The organism is Sorangiineae bacterium MSr12523, assembly GCA_037157775.1.
Taxonomy (GTDB): Bacteria; Myxococcota_A; Polyangia; order Polyangiales; family Polyangiaceae; genus Pendulispora; species Pendulispora brunnea.
The window spans coordinates 6,778,447-6,795,901 of record CP089982.1; the positions used below are offsets into that span (position 1 = coordinate 6,778,447).

Annotated in this window: 15 protein-coding genes; 9 read left to right on the plus strand and 6 right to left on the minus strand. The window is 63.7% G+C overall.

The annotated features are described in order from the left end of the window. Positions 1-78: 78 nt before the first annotated feature. The 3 genes from LZC95_25985 to LZC95_25995 all read right to left on the minus strand — a co-directional run bounded on the left by LZC95_25985 (position 79) and on the right by LZC95_25995 (position 2,983). Entirely contained in the window at positions 79-333 is a 255-nt protein-coding gene (locus tag LZC95_25985; GenBank protein ID WXA89942.1) for a hypothetical protein, read from the minus strand. Positions 334-461: 128 nt separating this feature from the next. Then, positions 462-1,577, minus strand: a complete 1,116-nt coding sequence (locus LZC95_25990; GenBank protein ID WXA89943.1) for a hypothetical protein — start codon at positions 1,575-1,577, stop codon at positions 462-464. A gap of 179 nt (positions 1,578-1,756) precedes the next feature. Then, on the minus strand, positions 1,757-2,983 hold the full coding sequence (locus tag LZC95_25995) for a DUF2252 domain-containing protein (protein ID WXA89944.1): 1,227 nt from the start codon (positions 2,981-2,983) through the stop codon (positions 1,757-1,759). A 162-nt stretch (positions 2,984-3,145) separates the two neighbouring features. On the opposite strand from LZC95_25995, the gene LZC95_26000 reads away from it, so the two are divergent. Both LZC95_26000 and LZC95_26005 read left to right on the plus strand, forming a co-directional pair. Further along, positions 3,146-3,898: a response regulator transcription factor gene (locus LZC95_26000; protein ID WXA89945.1), complete on the plus strand. Its 753-nt coding sequence runs from the start codon at positions 3,146-3,148 to the stop codon at positions 3,896-3,898. Between the two features lie 103 nt (positions 3,899-4,001). After that, the gene (locus LZC95_26005) at positions 4,002-5,444 is read left to right on the plus strand and encodes an ATP-binding protein (protein ID WXA89946.1); all 1,443 of its coding nucleotides are present in this window, start codon (positions 4,002-4,004) and stop codon (positions 5,442-5,444) included. 157 nt (positions 5,445-5,601) lie between these two features. On the opposite strand, the gene LZC95_26010 is transcribed toward LZC95_26005, so the two are convergent. Next, on the minus strand, positions 5,602-6,417 hold the full coding sequence (locus LZC95_26010) for a GNAT family N-acetyltransferase (GenBank protein WXA89947.1): 816 nt from the start codon (positions 6,415-6,417) through the stop codon (positions 5,602-5,604). 22 nt (positions 6,418-6,439) lie between these two features. On the opposite strand from LZC95_26010, the gene LZC95_26015 reads away from it, so the two are divergent. Continuing rightward, entirely contained in the window at positions 6,440-7,207 is a 768-nt protein-coding gene (locus LZC95_26015; protein ID WXA89948.1) for an NRDE family protein, read from the plus strand. A 76-nt stretch (positions 7,208-7,283) separates the two neighbouring features. On the opposite strand, the gene LZC95_26020 is transcribed toward LZC95_26015, so the two are convergent. Continuing rightward, on the minus strand, positions 7,284-8,855 hold the full coding sequence (locus tag LZC95_26020; protein WXA89949.1) for a DcaP family trimeric outer membrane transporter: 1,572 nt from the start codon (positions 8,853-8,855) through the stop codon (positions 7,284-7,286). A 505-nt stretch (positions 8,856-9,360) separates the two neighbouring features. Between LZC95_26020 and LZC95_26025 the strand changes: the two genes are divergently transcribed. The 6 genes from LZC95_26025 to LZC95_26050 all read left to right on the plus strand — a co-directional run bounded on the left by LZC95_26025 (position 9,361) and on the right by LZC95_26050 (position 15,691). Further along, the gene (locus LZC95_26025; GenBank protein ID WXA89950.1) at positions 9,361-10,557 is read left to right on the plus strand and encodes an ABC transporter substrate-binding protein; all 1,197 of its coding nucleotides are present in this window, start codon (positions 9,361-9,363) and stop codon (positions 10,555-10,557) included. A 211-nt stretch (positions 10,558-10,768) separates the two neighbouring features. Next, positions 10,769-11,971: an ABC transporter substrate-binding protein gene (locus LZC95_26030; protein WXA89951.1), complete on the plus strand. Its 1,203-nt coding sequence runs from the start codon at positions 10,769-10,771 to the stop codon at positions 11,969-11,971. Positions 11,972-12,070: 99 nt separating this feature from the next. Next, positions 12,071-13,000, plus strand: a complete 930-nt coding sequence (locus LZC95_26035) for a branched-chain amino acid ABC transporter permease (GenBank protein ID WXA89952.1) — start codon at positions 12,071-12,073, stop codon at positions 12,998-13,000. A 2-nt stretch (positions 13,001-13,002) separates the two neighbouring features. After that, the gene (locus tag LZC95_26040) at positions 13,003-13,995 is read left to right on the plus strand and encodes a branched-chain amino acid ABC transporter permease (protein WXA89953.1); all 993 of its coding nucleotides are present in this window, start codon (positions 13,003-13,005) and stop codon (positions 13,993-13,995) included. A 98-nt stretch (positions 13,996-14,093) separates the two neighbouring features. After that, complete coding sequence (locus LZC95_26045) at positions 14,094-14,924, plus strand: ABC transporter ATP-binding protein (GenBank protein ID WXB00223.1); 831 nt, start codon at positions 14,094-14,096, stop codon at positions 14,922-14,924. A gap of 62 nt (positions 14,925-14,986) precedes the next feature. Beyond that, positions 14,987-15,691 (plus strand): ABC transporter ATP-binding protein, encoded by a 705-nt coding sequence (locus LZC95_26050; GenBank protein ID WXB00224.1) that lies wholly within the window; start codon positions 14,987-14,989, stop codon positions 15,689-15,691. Between the two features lie 136 nt (positions 15,692-15,827). On the opposite strand, the gene LZC95_26055 is transcribed toward LZC95_26050, so the two are convergent. After that, a complete protein-coding gene (locus tag LZC95_26055) occupies positions 15,828-17,138 on the minus strand; it encodes a hypothetical protein (protein ID WXA89954.1) in 1,311 nt (436 codons plus the stop codon). Between the last annotated feature and the right edge of the window lie 317 nt (positions 17,139-17,455).

Consider the following 17,455-nt stretch of genomic DNA (forward strand, 5'->3'; position numbering starts at 1 on the left):
TCAGCTCAACGTAAAACGCTCGCTCTCGGAGTGCCCGGGCTAAGCTTCATTTTTTCTTATTTTGCTACGAGCTTGTAGTCACTTCTGCGAGCCGAAAGCGTGCGGGGGGTGGTCTTGGTAGCGACCAGCGAACTTCTGCGGCTCACGGCGAACGGAGATGGCGAACTCGCGCGTGTACGCTTCGTCCGAGAGCATTCTCTGGTATTCGGCCGCCGTGAGGTGCACCCGGCGCGGGAACATCGCAATGGTCCCCACGAGGACGTCGAGGAGAGGCGCCCCGTCGTCGCCCTCGAGCAACACGTAGTCCATATTTGCGCTTCGTATTTCCTTCATGATTCCGATCGTACTCCACTCTCTGCCCGTACACGTTCCCGTTCCCGTACCCGTTTCCGAAGGCTCCTGAGAGAGAAGATCGGGAACGGGAACGTGTACGTGTACGGGTTAACTGGAGAGCATGGGTGTCAGGGCTTTAGAGGGATCGTGGTCACGTTCACATTTCCAGAGGGGATGGGGTTGGTCACGATCTCGGGGATGCCGCCGCTCGTGTAGCCGCCCGGGATGAAGTGCTCGTTCGCACCCGACTCCTTGCCCGTGGGCAAACGTGCGCCGTTGTCCAGCGGCTTGGGAACGTCGATGCGTACGAGCTTCGTTCCCGGTGGGAAATCCGTACCGAGCTTCTGATTGATGACGTTGATGTCGCCGTTGGCCTCTTTGAGAATCTTGTCGATGGTGCCCTTCGTCGTCATGAATTGGCCATCATCGCGTCCGACCGTCGGCTTACCTTTGATGAACTTGTCGTAGGCCCCCTCGGGCACCAAGAACGATCCGCCATCGCGGAACATGTCCAGGTGCGCGGCCTCGTCGACGTTCTTGGCGATGCCGCCGGCCACTTCGTCGCCGCCCTTGGCCGCGTCCGAACCTTTGGCGACGGCCGACGCCACTTCGTCGGCATGGCGGGCACCCTTGATTCCGGCCTTCGCGAGATCGCCGACCCCCGGGATCCATGCCACGGCGGCACCGCCGAGTTGTGTCCAGCCGCCGGGCTCTCCGTTCACAACCGCCTTGATGCCCGCGACCGTGTCGCGCACGTCAGCGATTTGGCCGGCGATGGGGATGAAGCCAACGACGACTTGTCCGGCGAGGCCAGACCAGCCGCTGTCGCCGCCGAAGTCCCCGAGGATGGCCCCTTTGAAGAAGTTGCCAACGCCGCTCAGAAAGCCGCCGCCACCCCCTTTGTCTCCGCCGCCGTTTCCCCCGCCTGCTTTGTCTCCACCACCGCCATTGCCGGCGTTGTCGTTGCTGGCCGTTTGCCCATCGCCCCCGTTGGTGCCCGCGTTGTCGGCACCGCCGCCCGGCGCGTTGGCATTGCCCCCTTTGGAGTCGTGATTCCCTCCGCCGGCCGCGTAGCCGTCGCTCCCTTGAAGCGTCGCCTCGGCATGGCGCGTGGCCTGCGAGTTGTCCTTGCCCAGCAGACGATAGCCGGCGGCAACCAACAGCAAGATGGCCGCAAGAATGAGCCCGTACTCGACGGCCGATACACCGCGCCGATCACGGAGAAGACCACGGAGGTGCCCCATGCCGGCGCACTGAGCAATCGGTATGCCGGCGTCAACCACACGAGACCACGGTGCCTTCTTGCTGAAATGTAAGGGATTTCAAGGGCTACCGCCCAAGGCGTCTCCCTGGACGTCCTTTGGAGCATGGAACTCGAAAATCCCATCTTGTCGTTTGGTGGGCTTGGTTGGCGCGCGTCCGCCTACTTCGAGGCCATCGGCTCGGTGAGCCGCGAATACGCGAGGTAAATGGCCTCGTGAAGGCCCGCGAGGGCGAAGGCTCGATAGAGCAGTTTCGTGCAGGCCGCAGATGACCAGGGGCGCGGTTTGGAGCGGGCCCCACGGCGGTGTGCGGCGCCGGTGAGGGCACCGAGGTAGCGTGCGAGCGGCAGAAGATCCGCGTCGGGTACGTGCGCGAGATCCAGCTTGTCCTCCTGCGGGGCGAGGCGTCGCACCAGCATGGAGGCAGCTCCCATGCGAACCGTGCCCGCCATGTGCGGCGGCTGCTCGAGGCAGCGCTGCATCGCGGTCAGCACGCGCTCGGCGGGGGAGCGCACGTTCGCCGGCTTGCCATAGGCCTCCGCCGACGGTGCCGATTGCGCTTTCATGTCGAAGATCCAGTTACCGTCGTCCTTCCCCTTCCCGCGCGCCAGAACGGCGATGCGCAAGGTGCCCAGGCTGCCTGTGCCCGCGATGCGGAAGGCGGTGTCGACCACCTCGAAGTGCTGGGGCGTGAGGCCATAGGTCTCTTGCACACCGCGCGCGTAGATCTCGAATGCCTTGCGCGCGGCCGCGTCGGTGGCCGGTGCGAGCTCGGCATAGCGGAGGCCATCGCGCACGAAGCGGCGACCGCGCGAGGTGCGCGTGGTGCGGGCATCGAGCAAGGCGCGCCGGGTGCGTGCGCTCGCCCGCGTGAGAAGGCTCATCACCGGCGCCGGCACCTCGAGAGACTGCGGCGCCCGATCGAACGCGCGCGAGGTGTACGCATCGAGCAGGGCCTCCGTCCACGATGCGGCCCGCGCACCACTCGCGCCGAATCCACGCGCGGCAAGCAGCAAACTCGTGAGTAGCCGCAACACATCGAGCCGCCAAGGTCCGACGAGGGCATCGTCGAAGTCGTTGAGATCGAAGGTGACGTTCGCCGCTCGCCCACGTTGGAGCAGATCCACGGGCGCCGTCCGATAGACGCCGAAATTTTCGACGTGGAGATCGCCTGCAATCCATCCATCGCCCGCCGGACCATCGTGGCAGTCCTCCGCATAGTGCTCGTACAGCTCGTAAAAGAGTGGCGCCGCACCGCGCAGAAAACCTACGGCGGAGGCACGCATTCGGGACACCTTGCGCACGAAAAGCGCGGGCATGTGCCGTGTGCGTGCTTCGTCCCGCGCAATCTGCTCTTTGGCAAAGGCCATTGGATCGAAGGAGCGCATCGGGTGCAGAGTACATCCTTCCGGCTAAGGTGTGGTGGTGCAACACAGATGTGCAAACTGCAAGGTTGGGCTAAAAACACGTTGGTCCATATATGGGTGATCGTCATCGTTATTTGCTACCAGCACGTGATTTCACGATGCGCGTGCGGTTACCATCTGAGAATGGCGCGTATCCTGATTGTGGAAGACGACGCTCCCATCGCCATTCTACTTGCCGATCATCTGCGCAAAGTTGGACACGTGGTGCGGATCGTTGGAAACGGTCTCGAAGCAATTGCCTTGTATCGGGCGGAGCGTGCAGACCTGGTCATATTGGACGTGATGATTCCGGGGGCGAATGGCTACGACGTTTGTCGTGCGCTGCGCGCCGAACAAGGGCGGCAGCCGATCGTGTTGATGCTGACCGCGCGGGTCACCGAGGAAGATGCCATTCTGGGCTACAAGGTCGGGGCGGATGACTACGTGCGCAAGCCCTTCGGCGTGCGTGAGCTTCTCGCGCGCATCAAGGCCCTTTTGCGCTTCGAGCGGCGCGATCACGATTCGCAGAAGCTTCGCGCGGAAGACGATGCCGAGGCCCTCACCGTAGGCCAGCTGCGTCTCGATCCCGCGGGAAGGCACGCGCAGATCGGCGCGCGCGCGGTGGATTTGACGCCCATGGAGTTCGATATGCTCATCTGCTTCGCGCGGCGCGCGGGCGAAGTTTTGAGCCGCGAGCAGCTTCTCTCCGATGTGTGGGGCTACACCGATTCGAGCTACGCGCTCACCGTCGATAGCCACGTGACGCGCGTGCGCCGAAAGCTCGCGAGCGCGGGCCTCGCGCCGGAGGTGATCGGCACCGTTCCCGGCGTGGGCTACGTGCTCTCACTCGACGCGCTCGGCACCAGCGCACCGCCGGCCTCGCAGAAGCAGGCGTAGCGCAACCTTCGATGGTGGGTCCCAGTCCTGCGCGGATCGCCTGGCGTTGTGGCGCTCCTCTCTTCCTGAGACACACACGAAGACGCAGGACGGGTAAGCACCAGTGAACGCCACCGTCGTGAAAAAAGCGCGATTTTCACGACGGGTAGCCCGTGTCGTGTTCATCGTGATGTTCCTGGCCACCGCCGCGTACATCGTGACGGTCGGCGCCGTTTTTCATCAAAGCGATTTGCTCATTCGCGAGTGGGTGCTCGGGATCGGTCTTCGTTTGACCCGTACGTCCGCGGAGGCGGGGTTGTTCACCGACGAGCGCCTCGCCGCCGAATTCGGCGAGTTCTCCGGCTTCGCCATCGTGCTGTACGACACCGAAGGCCGCGCCGTCGCACGCAGCCGTCACGACATTCCGGTGCTCGAGCAACTACCGCCCCGGGTGATCCGCGCGGCCGTGCCCGACAAGGCCGTCTTTCCCGGGCCATCCATCATCGGGCTCGAACACATGGCCATCATGCGCATGCGGCAAGATGGCCCGATCCGGTACGTGGGTATGTTCGATCGATGGGCGGCGAGTCACATTCTGCTCGGCATCGGCGCGGCGCTCGCGGCGGGGTTTCTGGCGAGCTGCTTCGTCTGGGTCGGCGCCACGTTGATCCTCGGGCGCCGTTTGCGCGTAGGCCTTCGCGATGCGGAGGACGCCGTGCACCGCATGGCCAGCGGCGATCTGGGAATTCGCCTGCCGTCGTACGGCGACGACGAGGTCGGGCGGCTGGCCAAAGACTTCAACCGCATGGCCGACAGCCTGGCCAAGCACATCGAGGATCTGCGGCGCGAACGCGATCTGCGCAGGCGCAGCTTCGCCGCGTGGACCCACGAGATTGCCACGCCGCTGACCAGCGTCATGGGATACCTGGAGTCGCTCTGCATGGAGGAGGAGGTCGACCCGGCGACGCGCGAACGCTACGTGACCACCGCCTACGAGCGCGCGCTCGCCCTCAAAGGGCTCACCGACGATCTGCGAACCATGTCCCAGATCGACTTCGACGGTTTGAAGATGGAGACGCGGCGGCTCGATCTTTCGGCCATCGTCTCCGCGGAGGTGGAGGCCTTCGTGCGCGAGGCGGAGAGCCGCGGTGTGACGCTGCATGCGGAGCACGATGGGCCTGCATTCGCGCTGGGCGATGCCCAACGACTCGCCCAAGTGGTGCGCAATCTGGTGAGCAACGCCCTGCGCCACTCGCCGCGCGGCAGCCGGGTCGTCGTCACAGTGCAGAGCGAAGGGAGCGAACGCGCCCGCATCGAGGTGCGCGACCAAGGCGAGGGCATCCCCGCCGAGCACCTCGAGCACCTGGGCGAGCTCTTTTACCGAGCCGACGCATCACGCGACCGCAAAACCGGAGGCCGCGGCCTCGGCCTGGCCATCGCCCGCGGCATCGTCGAGGCCCACGGCGGCAAGCTGCACATCTCCTCCGAGCTGGGCTCGGGCACCGTGGTCCGCGTGGACTTGCCCTCGCACATGGAGCCGCTCATCGTCCTGCGCGACGAGCTCTAGAGACCCAGAAGATTTTACAGGGAGACGGGGAGGCGGGGAGGGATACGGCGCGAATCCCACCGCGGAACGCTTCTTTGGGGGTTTCCACTTGGCCTAGTGGGCCCCCTTGGAACCCTAAAAAACTCCCCGCCTCCCCGCCTCCCTGTGATCTTTCTTCTCAGATCGAGAGCGCCCACTTCGTTCGCGAGTAGGCGACGCGGAAGTCGCTGCGCTCGGCGTTGCGCTGGGAGGCGCTTCCGGGCTCCGTGACCATCATGGCGAGATCGCAACCTGCGGCGCGGGCGTGCTCGAGGCGCGCGGCGAGGAGTGCGCCTTGGGCGCCGCGGGAACGGTGCTTCGGCGCGGTGCTTGCGCCGGCGAGGAGCGCCACGCCTTCGTGAAGAACGAGCCCCCCCGTACCCATCGGCTCACCGTGGTCGTCCTCGGCGATGAACTTCAGCGTGTCGGGGTTGGCGAAGGTCAGAGTCGTCAGATCGCGGATGAAGTCGATGTACTCGGGCTTTTCGGCCCACCCCGCGACGGCCGTCTCGATCCACCGCTCGCGATCCTGCTCACCGGCGATCCGCACGCGCGGTCCCGCCTTCGCCTCGCGCGGCTCGGTGAGCGGCTGCACCAGCACCGTGCTGACCTCGATGGGCCGATACCCGCGCGCTGCCAAGTTGCCGAAGAGCGTGGCACCCGCCAGCGGGCTCGTCTCGTGGTGCGTTTCCGCACCGCGCATGCGAAAAAAGGCCTCGAGCTGCTCGAAGGTGGCATCCGTCGCCTCGGCGAAAATGCCGAGGCCGAACGACTGCGTCATGGGCGACCCCGGACCATCGAACATCGCGTACGTCCCGCTCACGTCGATCCAGGCAGCCCCCATGGCCGGGTTGAGCCGTGCGCGCGTCGTCACCGTGGCGGCATTGGCAGCGCCCTCGGCGCGTTCCAGGCGTCGAGCGAGCGACCGATCCATGAACAGCTGAGTCTTCATCATCGGCGTACCCTATACATGGAGCATGTGCCTCATCGCCATCGCCTGGCAAACGCACCCCGATTTTTCGCTGGTCGTCGCGGCCAACCGCGACGAATGGCGCGCCCGCCCCACCGAACCTCTGCGCTGGTGGCCGGATGTGCCAGACTTGCTCGCAGGCCGCGATGTGAAGGCCGGCGGCACATGGATGGGCGTCACCAAGGGAGGCCGCTTTGCGGCGGTCACCAACTTCCGTGATCCCTCCGACGCGCGCGACAATGCGCGATCGCGCGGCCAGCTCGTGACCGAATTCCTCCGCGATACCGAGCCGCCCGAGGCCTTTTTTTCGGGCTTGGCCGAGCGCGCATCGCAGTACAACGGCTTCAACCTGATTGGCGGCGACCGCACGGGGCTCTTTTACCTCGGCAGCCTCGAGGGCCGCGTGCATGCCATCGCGCCAGGCGTTCACGGCTTGTCGAACCACACGCTCGACGAACCGTGGCCCAAAGTGCGGCGCGCCCGCGAGGCCATGGAGTCTGCGCTGCGGGACACGGATCCCGCAGCGCGCCTCTTCGCCATGCTCGCGGACAGCACCGTCGCCCCCGACGAAGAGCTGCCCAACACCGGTGTCGGCCTCGAATGGGAACGTCGCCTCTCGCCGCCGCTCATCACGGGCAACGTCTACGGCTCCCGCACCTCGAGCGTTCTCACGATCTCTCGCGACGCAACGACTTTCTTCGAGGAGCGCACGCTCGACGGCGACGGCAAGGTGACCGCGTCGAACGTGTTTCGCTTCGAGGCGGAACTTCGCTGATCCGTACAAAACGATTCGGCGCCCCGAGTGTCGTCTCATGACACCTGGAGCGCCGAACGTTTACGCGAGGCGCGGATCAGAAGAAGTTGACGTGCATCGTCCCGGTCACGCGGTGCTGCGTGCCCTTTTGGGACGCGCACGGTCCGACGCTGGCCGCATCGCACGAGTTGCTCGGAGCATCGTCGTTGCCGAACGTATTGCGCTCCGAGAACGCGTATTCGACACCGAACTCCACCTGCTTGTTCACCGTGAAGAACGTATTGATGAACAGCTGGTCGAGGCGCTTGTTGAAGCCGGGATCGTGAACGTAACCCGTCTGCGGATCGAACGACGGAAGTGCGCCGATTTCCGCGAGCGACTGGCTGCCGTTCCACTTCATGTACGTCTGGCTCCACACCACGTTGGAGCGGACGACCGGGCTCCAAACGCGCGTGTAGTTGACGTGGTACGCAATGACCTGCCAGAGCTGCCAGTCATCATCCGCCGCATTCGGCCTTGCGCCTTGGCCCTGCAGACCTGCGTTGAAGATGTAACGACCGATACCGTTGCCGCCCGCACCGTAGGCACGGAAGCGGTCACCCCACGGCAGGTTGAGCGCAGCGCCCGCGCGGACGCCCCAGCCTTCCTTCGAGTACCCATCGCGCTCCGCCGTGGGCGTCGCGCCGCCCGTTGCCGGGGAGCCGGCCTGCTTGTACTGCAAGGCCACACCGCCGATGGATGCGGTACCCCAATCGCCCTTGAAACCGAGGACGGCGATGAGATCCGGAATCTGCTGCATGCGGCGCGTGGGGCCGGTCGAATCGGTGACGCCGTTTCGATCGGTGCCGGGTCCGTTTTCCGCAGCGAGGGCCAAGCTCACCGCGTCGCCAATCGGAATCGTGTAGCGGATCTGCGGCTGCCGAATCAGCGGAATGGAACCGGGACCGTTGAAGTCCACGGTTTCCGCGTACGACGGCAGATCGAGCATCGTCGACCAGCTCTGGCCGAAGAGGAACGTACCGTACTTGCCGCTCAAGGTGCCGTAAGCGTGGCGAAGGCGGAAGAGCACGGAGTTGGTGAACGTCTGGCCCGAGAGCAGGTTGCCGGCGTTGAAGTCACCTTCGACCTTGGCCCCGATGTCGGCAATCTCGCTCTTCGTCATCGTCGAGATGCCGACCCGGCTCGTGCGCGCGGTCAGGTAAAGCTGGCCGGATTTCTGCCGCGTTTCGTAGCTCTGGTTGAGCGGATGGATGGCCGCGTGAACGGCCCAGTCATTGTCTTCGACCTGGGGATCGCGGCCCTTCGCGTCGAACGTGACGTCGAGCTGCGCGTAACCGGACAGGGTGAGCACCGTCTGCGTGCCCGGCACCTTGAAGCTGCCCGGCGGCAATTTCTCCTCCTCCGCGGCGGCGGGGGCGGGGGCGGGCGATGTAGGCGCAGGGGCCGCCGGCGGCGGTGTGGCCTGGGTGGCTTCCGGGGGGGCGGGCGGCGGCGGCGGAACCTGTTCCGGAGTGGATTCCGGTGTCGGTTGCGGTGCCGTCGTCTGAGCAACTTGTTTTCCGTCGGTACGACCTTGTGCCGGCGGGTCATCGGCAGCTGCGGCCGCGACGGAGACCGTCGTCATCGCAGCCACGAGCTGAGTAAGGTGAAGCCACTTGAGACGTGTCATAGGCTCTTCTCCCTGTAGCCGCGCGTCACCCAAAGCAGAATGGGGCACGGGCGGCCCTCCAAATTCAAAGACACTCCGGCGGCAGCCGAATGAAACATCACACGAAGGCACACGATGCCGGCAAGCGCTCTTACCACGGGAAAGCGCAACCTTTGAATCAGGAATTTTGAAAACGTGCCTGCTCGACGCGTCGTACCACCGTACGCAGCCCGCCGATAACGCACTAGGACGCCAATTCGATAACGAACTGCGAACCGTCTTTCGCTCTGAAAAGGGCGATCCCAGTTACAAAACGAACGATCCTGTACCAGCACACCCGCAAGCACTCACGAGTCCCGTGTGCTGGTACAGTTATGTTTCATACGGCCATGAAAACCGTAAGAAACAAGTGAACTAATGCGGGAACGCCCGTTGACAGAAACTGGTACGGCCGTGCTAAAGAAGCGTCTTCAGTAAAACTGGGCGTTTCAAACGAATTTTCAGAATACGGGGATGGGAGGTTGCGATGCGCTACGCACGTGCGTTGATGATGGCGGTGTTGGCGATCGGGGCGGTGGCTTGCAAGGACAAGGAGCCCGAGAAGGCGGCGCCGCCGACCGCCGAGACCAAAGTTTCAGCAGCGCCTACGAGCGATACGATCGTGATCGGTCACGTCGGGTCGCTCACGGGCAACGAGGCGACCTTCGGCCAATCCAGCGACAATGGCATCAAGCTCGCGGTCGAAGAGATCAACAAGAAGAACGGCATCAAGGGCAAGAAGGTCGTTTTGAAGACCTACGACTCGCAAGGCAAGCCGGAAGAAGCGGCCGTCGCCGCGACGCGACTCGTGACCCAAGACAAGGTCCTCACGTTCCTGGGTGAAGTCGCGTCGAGCCGCTCGATCGCGATGGCCCCCATCGCGGACTCCAACAAGATCCCGATGATCTCGAACGCCTCGACCAATCCGAAGGTCACGAAGGACGGCGACAAGACCCGCCCCTACGTCTTCCGCGTTTGCTACATCGACCCGTTCCAGGGAACGGTCATGGCGAAGTTCGCCGTCGAGAACAAGAAGTTCAAGAAGGTCGCCATCCTGCGTGACGTGGGGAACGACTACTCCGTGGGCCTCGCCAACTTCTTCACCGAGACGTTCAAGAAGCTCGGTGGCGAGATCACGGACGACGTCAGCTTCAAGGCCGGCGATCAGGACTTCAAAGCGCAGCTCACGAAGGTCAAGGGCAAGAACCCCGACGCGCTCTACGTCCCCGGTTACTACACCGACGTGGCGCTTCTCGCGCGCCAGGCTCGTGAGCTCGGCCTCAAGCAACCGCTGATGGGCGGCGACGGCTGGGACTCTCCCAAGCTGTTCGAGATTGCGAAGGGCTCGCTCGATGGTTCGTACTTCTCGAACCACTACAGCCCCGAGGACAAGTCACCGGTCGTTCAGGACTTCATCACGAAGTACAAGGCCGCCTACGGTGGAGCTACTCCGGATGCGCTCGCCGTTCTCGGTTATGACGCAGCCAGTGTCGCCCTCGCCGCAATCGAAAAGGCCAAGGAACTCACCGGCCCGGCCATTCGTGATGAAATCGAGAAAACCAAGGACTTCAAGGGAGTCAGCGGCAACATTACCCTCGACGCCGACCACAACCCTGTGAAGTCGTCGGTCGTCATCGGTATCGAGAAGAACGCTCAGAAGTACGCTGCGACGATCAACCCGTGAGGGAACGACCCGTGAAAGAGGCCCTGACGCAGCTGCGTCATAAGCGTCAAAGCCTCTTTCAAATACGCGGCGTTGTGTAGCGTACATGGTGGGTTCGTTTGTGGAACGCGACGTTGACAACACAGTGTGCGGGCGTGCTAAGGGACGTCCTCACGCGAAAAGTACGCGCGTTCCAAAACGATTTTCCCACAGGTCGATATCGGAGGTTTCGATGCGCTACGCACGTGCGTTGGTGATGGCTCTATTGGCGATCGGCGGTGCGGCAGGCGCGGGCTGCAAGGACAAGGAGCCCGAGAAAGCCGCGCCGCAGACCGCTGAGACCAAAACATCAGCAGCGCCCGCCAGTGACACGATCGTGATCGGTCACGTCGGATCAATGACGGGTAATGAGGCCACCTTCGGCCAGTCGAGCGACAATGGGATGAAGCTCGCCGTCGAAGAGCAGAACAAAAAGAACGGCATCAAAGGCAAGAAGATCGTCCTCAAGACATACGACGACCAGGGAAAGCCCGAAGAGGCCGCCGTTGCGGCAACCCGACTCGTCACGCAGGACAAGGTCCTCACGTTTCTCGGAGAAGTCTCGTCGAGTCGTTCCATCGCGATGGGCCCCGTCGCGGACTCGAATAAGATCCCGATGATTTCCAATTCGTCGACCAACCCGAAGGTCACGAAGGACGGCGACAAGACGCGCCCGTTCGTCTTCCGCGTTTGCTTCATCGACCCCTTCCAGGGCACGGTGATGGCGAAGTTCGCGGCTGAAAACAAGAAGTGGAAGAAGGTCGCCATCCTGCGTGACGTCGGAAACGACTACTCGGTGGGCCTCGCCAACTTCTTCACCGAGACGTTCAAGAAGCTCGGCGGCGAAGTCGTCGACGACGTCAGCTACAAAGCTGGCGATCAGGACTTCAAAGCACAATTGACGAAACTCAAGTCGAAGAATGCCGAGGCGTTCTACGTCCCCGGTTACTACACCGACGTGGCGCTGATTGCGCGTCAGGCCAAGGAGCTGGGCATCAAGGTTCCCTTGATGGGCGGCGACGGATGGGACTCGGAGAAGCTTTACGAGATCTCCAAAGGCGCGCTCGACGGTTCGTTCTTCTCGAACCACTACAGCCCCGAGGACACGTCCCCGCAGGTGAAGGACTTCATCGCGAAGTACAAGGCCACCTACAACGCGGTGCCCGACGCCCACGCCGTGCTCGGTTATGACGCGGCCAATGTGGCGTTCCACGCCATGGAGCAGGCCAAAGAGCTGACCGGCCCCGCCATCCGCGACGAAGTCGAGAAGACCAAGGATTTCCAAGGTGTGAGCGGCAAGATCACGCTCAACAAGGATCACAACGCCGACAAGCCGGCGGTCGTCATCGGCATCGAGAAGAATGCACCGAAATACGCGGCGACAATCAGCCCGTAATATGTAAATTGCTTACCCGCTCCCGCTCCTCAAACTACGACGAGCGGGAGCGGTTTTTTCCAATCACCCTATTCCACTCTATCGGGGTGCCAACGCATCATGACCGAATTTCTCCAGCACCTCGTGAACGGCCTGTCGGTAGGGACGATCTACGCCCTCATCGCACTCGGCTATACGATGGTCTACGGTGTCCTCAAGCTCATTAACTTCGCCCATGGTGACGTGTACATGGTGGGCGCCTTTGCCGGCTTGTACATCGCGCGCGGCCTCGGGGTCGATCAGGAGCCATCGCTCGCCAAAGCGGGGGTGGTCTTCGTCGGTGCGATTGTGATCTGTGCCGCGTTGGGTGTGGCCATCGAGCGTTTCGCGTACCGCCCGCTGCGGCAGCGTGCGCGCCTCACCGCCCTCATCACCGCCATCGGCGTGTCCTTCCTGCTGGAGTACGGCTTTCAGCTTCCGCCGGTCATCGACGGCGAGGTCCCCTTCCCGCCCGGCCCCACGCCGCGCTTCTTCCCGGAGCCGTTCGCGCGTGTCGATTTCGAGCCGCTCGGGGTGCACATCAGCAATTACGACATCGTGTCGCTGATCGTGGCCGTCGGCTTCATGTTCGCCCTGCAGTACATCGTGTACCGGACGAAGTTCGGCACGGCGATGCGGGCGGTGTCCTTCGATGCCAGCGTGGCAGGCCTCATGGGCATCAACGTCAATCGCGTCATCGTTTGGACCTTCGCGCTGGGCAGCGGCCTGGCGGCGGCGGCGGCCATCCTGGTGGCGGGTTCGCGCCCCAGCATCAACCCGCTCCTCGGACTCTTGCCCGGCATCAAGGCGTTCGTCGCCGCGGTGTTCGGAGGCATTGGTAACGTGCAAGGCGCCATGGTCGGCGGCTTGATCCTCGGTCTCTCCGAGGAGTACGTGGCGGGCTACCTGCTCTCCTCGTACCGCGACGGCATCGCGTTCGCGCTGCTCATCATCGTTCTTCTTTGGCGACCGGAAGGTCTTTTCGGGCGCGTGCGCGCGGAGAAGGTGTAGCGGTGGACCTACCGAAGATTCTCCTCCGTTCGGCACTTCCTCTTCTCATCGGCATTCCGCTCCTCTGGATCTTCCAGGGCGCCGTGGCCGGTCCCGGCGGGAGCGAGACCGCGATGGCGGTCATCCTGATGATGGCAGGCATCAACGTCATCCTCGCCGTCTCGTTGAACGTCGTGAACGGCTTCACCGGCCAGTTCTCCATCGGCCACGCCGGCTTCATGGCCGTCGGCGCGTACACCGCGGCGAAGATCACCGTGGCCACGAACTCGCTGGAAATCGTGGGGATCCCCACGGCCGTCTCGGACCAGCTCATCTTCTTGTTCGCGATGGTGGCGGGCATGGCCATGGCGGCCCTCATGGGTCTCCTGGTGGGCATGCCGTCGCTGCGATTGCGCGGTGACTACCTGGCCATCGTGACCTTGGGCTTCAACGAGATCATCCGCGTGCTCATCGAGAACACGGAGTTTCTCGGGCAGGCCACGGGCATCTCGGGCCTTCCGAAGCGCACCAACATTCTTTGGGTTGGCATTGCGGTCATCGTGACCATCGCGATGGCGCGGCGCCTGCTCGGTTCGACGCACGGCCGCGCGCTGCTCGCCATTCGCGAGGACGAAGTGGCCGCTGAGGCCATGGGCGTCGACACCACGGGCTACAAGGTTCGCGCCTTCGTGATCTCGTCGGCCTTCGCCGGTCTGGCGGGCGCGCTGCTGGTGCACCAGATCCAGCTCTGCACGCCCCGCAGCTTCACCTTCATCAAGTCGATCGAGGTCGTCGTGATGGTGGTGCTCGGCGGCATGGGCTCGGTCACCGGATCCGTCGTGGCGGCGCTCGTTCTGAGCTTCGCACTGGAAGGCCTGCGCGATGTGCAGCAGTATCGCATGGTCATGTATTCGGTCCTTCTCATCGCCTTGATGCTCACGCGCCCCACCGGCATCTTTGGGACGCGCGAAATCTGGGACTTGATTCCGAAGCTCCGCAAGAAGGTGAGTTCATGAGCGTCGCGGTCAACGCCTCTTCCACTTCTCACGTCAGCGGCGACGAGTCCACGAAGCGCGGCTGGGGAGACACCTGTCTCGAGGCCAAGAACGTCACGATGCAGTTCGGCGGCCTCAAGGCGCTGTCCGAGTTCAATCTGTCGTTGGAGCCGGGCGAGTTGGTCGGTCTCATCGGGCCGAACGGCGCGGGCAAGACCACGGCCTTCAACGCCATCACCGGCGTGTACACGCCCACGTCGGGCGACGTGAAGATCTGCGGCACGCGCGTGAACGGGCTGCGGCCGCACCAGATCAGCGGGCGTGGTATCGCGCGCACGTTCCAGAACATCCGCCTCTTCAAAGAGCTCACGGCGCTCGACAACGTGAAGGTCGCCTGCCACCACGGGCGAAAGGCGGGCTTCGTCGCGGCGTTCTTCCAGTCCAAGGGGTTTTTGGACGACGAGGCGCGCATCACCAAGCGCTCCCTGGAATTCTTGGAGGTCATGGGCCTCGAGCGCTTCCGCGACGAGCGTGCGAAGAACCTGCCCTACGGCGAACAGCGCCGCCTCGAGATTGCGCGCGCACTGGCCACGGGACCGAAGGTCCTATGCCTGGACGAGCCGGCAGCCGGTATGAATGGCGCCGAAAAAGTCGCGCTGATGGAGCTGATTCGCAAGCTGCGCGACGAGTTCAAGCTGGCCATCCTGGTGATCGAGCACGACATGAAGCTCGTCATGGGCATCTCCGAGCGCCTGGTGGTGCTCGACCATGGCGTGACCATCGCGCGGGGCAAGCCGGAGTTGGTGCGCAAGAATCCGAAGGTCATCGAGGCGTACTTGGGCGACTCGTACCTTGAGGAGCAGCACATTGCGATTCCGGCCCACTCGAGCGAGTCGCTGATGCCGGGCGAGCCCCCGTCGGCCGAATCCGTGAACGAGGTGCAGCCGTGACCGCGACGAATTCCGAACCGTACCGTAACGACAAGGCGGCCGGCACTTCCACGTCCAAGTCGATCCTCAGCGTCAAAGACCTGAAGGTGAATTACGGCGCCATCGAGGCCTTGCGGGGAATCTCCCTGGAGGTCCCCGAAGGCCAAGTGGTTGCCCTCATCGGCAGCAACGGCGCCGGCAAGACGACGACGTTGCGCGCGGTCTCGCGCATGCTCCGCCCCGCGGCGGGCACGGTGAAGTTCCGCGGCGAGGAGATCACGCGCATCCAGGCCCACGAGGTGGTGGCGCGCGGAATGGCGCACGCCCCCGAGGGCCGCGGCATCTTCCTGAACCTGACGGTGCGCGAGAACTTGGACCTGGGCGCCTTCCTGCGCAACGACACCGCCGAGATTCAGAAGGACATGGACAAGATGTTCTCCTTGTTCCCCATTCTGAAAGAGCGCGAGAAACAGGTCTCGGGCACGCTCTCCGGCGGCGAGCAACAGATGCTCGCGGTGGCCCGTGCGCTGATGTCCCGCCCCAAGCTTTTGCTCTTGGACGAGCCGTCATTGGGTCTTGCGCCGCAGGTCGTGGACAAGATTTTCACGGTCTTGCGTGAGGTGTCGCAAGCCGGCGTGGCGCTTCTCCTGGTCGAGCAGAACGCCCACAAGGCACTGCAACTCGCCTCGCGTGCGTACGTGCTCGAGACGGGCGAAATCGTCATGTCGGGCACGGGCCAAGAGCTCCTGAAATCACCCGAAGTGCGCAAAGCCTATCTCGGCGAGTAGGCGCTACCTGATTGGATTGAACATGAAGGCGGGGAAGGCGGGAAGGTTTTTTGGTTTTGCTCACGGTCGTCCAAGTTGGACGACCGTTGCCAAAACAACAAAACCTTCCCGCCTTCATGTAAATTCTCTCTAGCCGTTACAATGCCGGGGGCGTGTCGCCCCAGCAGGCGATTTGCCCGGAGACCAGCATGCCGCAGGCGTGGTTCCCGCCCGTCGAGACTTGCTGGTAGATACCTGGCGGGGGCGAGGTGCGGCCGTTCTTGTCGTATCCCCAGCACGTCACCGAGCCGTTCTCGCGCCGTGCGCATGAGAAGTTCCCGCGGTTGGACACTTCTTTGAAGCCCGCGGCTTTGGGCGCGTCGAGCTGGTGCCATTGGTTGTCGCCCCAGCACTCGACGGAGCCGTCCAGGTGAAGCCCGCAGGTGTGGTTCCACCCTGCGGCGACGCTTGCAAAGAGGGCGTCGGAGTGTCCGCTCACCTTCTTGTACATGTTGTTGCCCGCGCACTGGACGTGCTGGTTCACGTCGACCGCGCACACGTAGTCGACGCCGACGGAGATTTGCGTGAATCCCGTCCCGAACGAAAGGAGCGCAGGGGGTGGGGACGAGGCCGTGAGCTCGCTCGTGAGGCCCCAGCACACGAGCTCCGTCGTGTCGAGCAGCCCGCACGTGATTCGGAGTCCCGGCTCGATTTCCAAAAAGATGCGGTCGCGCAAGGACGCCGGGATCGTGGACTCTTGGTACTCATTGCTGCCCCAGCATGCGGCCGTGCCGTCCGCTCGAATGCCGCACGTGTGGTCGCTCGCGCCGGCGGTCACGTCGATGAAAGGGACGTTTTCGGGCGGCGTGGCGCGTCCTCGCGTGTCGTCCCCCCAGCAGGACACGGTGCCATTCGGCCTGATGCTGCACGTGTAGTCGATGCCCGCGCTCACCGTTTGCGCCGACACGCAATGTCCGTCCTTTTTGCGGTACCCGGGGTCGCACGCGATCTCGCACGAGCCCTTCACGCAGCTCGCCCTGCCGTTGTCCGAAGGGCAAACATTGCCGCATTGTCCGCAGTGCGCGACGTTCGAGAGCAGCGGCTGCTCGCAGCCGTCTTCTGCGCGGCCGTTGCAATTGCCGTAGTCCGCCGTGCATTGCCCGAGGGCGCACTTGTCCGCGACACACGTGGCCGTCGCGTGATCATACGAGCACCTGCTCGTGTCGGCGGTCGTGCACTCTGGACGCGATCCAGCGTCGGGCTCCGGCTCGGGCCCGCCGTCGGGTCGCTCCCCCGAATCTGGGCGCGATCCAGCATCGGGCTCCGGCCCGGGCCCGCCGTCGGGGCGCTCCCCCGAATCAGGATGATCCTCCGGGAGAGTCGACGACTCCGACGAACACCCGGCCATCGCCCCACCCCACACCAAACCCACGACCGCAACCCACGTGCTGCGCGCAATGAAAGACATTCAAGTAGCTCCAAAGTAAGCTGGCAATGTACGAACTCTCTTCGCGCAAGAGCCCAAAGAAGCAGCGCGGCAGAGAATCGCGTCGCTTCCTCATGTAACCTGCGCCCGTACACTGTCAAGCACGCGCACGTGAATGCACGCGTCCTTTGGTGCCTATGGCCCCACTTCCCAACTGCGTCGGCCATCCCGCATCTTCGTTGCGAGATTACGACATTTTCATTCGCTCACCGGCGAGTAACGGTCCCTGATTGGATTGAACGGGGAGAGCGGGAGTTTTTACTAAAAATCTCCCGATCTCCCGATCTCCCTGTAAAAAA

Excerpts from the sequence above, each read along its gene's own strand:
- LZC95_25985 (WXA89942.1), bottom strand. The coding sequence starts at position 333 with ATGAAGGAAATACGAAGCGCAAATATGGACTACGTGTTGCTCGAGGGC.
- LZC95_25990 (WXA89943.1), bottom strand. The coding sequence starts at position 1,577 with ATGGGGCACCTCCGTGGTCTTCTCCGTGATCGGCGCGGTGTATCGGCC.
- LZC95_25995 (WXA89944.1), bottom strand. The coding sequence starts at position 2,983 with ATGCGCTCCTTCGATCCAATGGCCTTTGCCAAAGAGCAGATTGCGCGG.
- LZC95_26000 (WXA89945.1), top strand. The coding sequence starts at position 3,146 with ATGGCGCGTATCCTGATTGTGGAAGACGACGCTCCCATCGCCATTCTA.
- LZC95_26010 (WXA89947.1), bottom strand. The coding sequence starts at position 6,417 with ATGATGAAGACTCAGCTGTTCATGGATCGGTCGCTCGCTCGACGCCTG.
- LZC95_26015 (WXA89948.1), top strand. The coding sequence starts at position 6,440 with ATGTGCCTCATCGCCATCGCCTGGCAAACGCACCCCGATTTTTCGCTG.
- LZC95_26020 (WXA89949.1), bottom strand. The coding sequence starts at position 8,855 with ATGACACGTCTCAAGTGGCTTCACCTTACTCAGCTCGTGGCTGCGATG.
- LZC95_26025 (WXA89950.1), top strand. The coding sequence starts at position 9,361 with ATGCGCTACGCACGTGCGTTGATGATGGCGGTGTTGGCGATCGGGGCG.
- LZC95_26030 (WXA89951.1), top strand. The coding sequence starts at position 10,769 with ATGCGCTACGCACGTGCGTTGGTGATGGCTCTATTGGCGATCGGCGGT.
- LZC95_26035 (WXA89952.1), top strand. The coding sequence starts at position 12,071 with ATGACCGAATTTCTCCAGCACCTCGTGAACGGCCTGTCGGTAGGGACG.
- LZC95_26045 (WXB00223.1), top strand. The coding sequence starts at position 14,094 with ATGCAGTTCGGCGGCCTCAAGGCGCTGTCCGAGTTCAATCTGTCGTTG.
- LZC95_26055 (WXA89954.1), bottom strand. The coding sequence starts at position 17,138 with ATGTCTTTCATTGCGCGCAGCACGTGGGTTGCGGTCGTGGGTTTGGTG.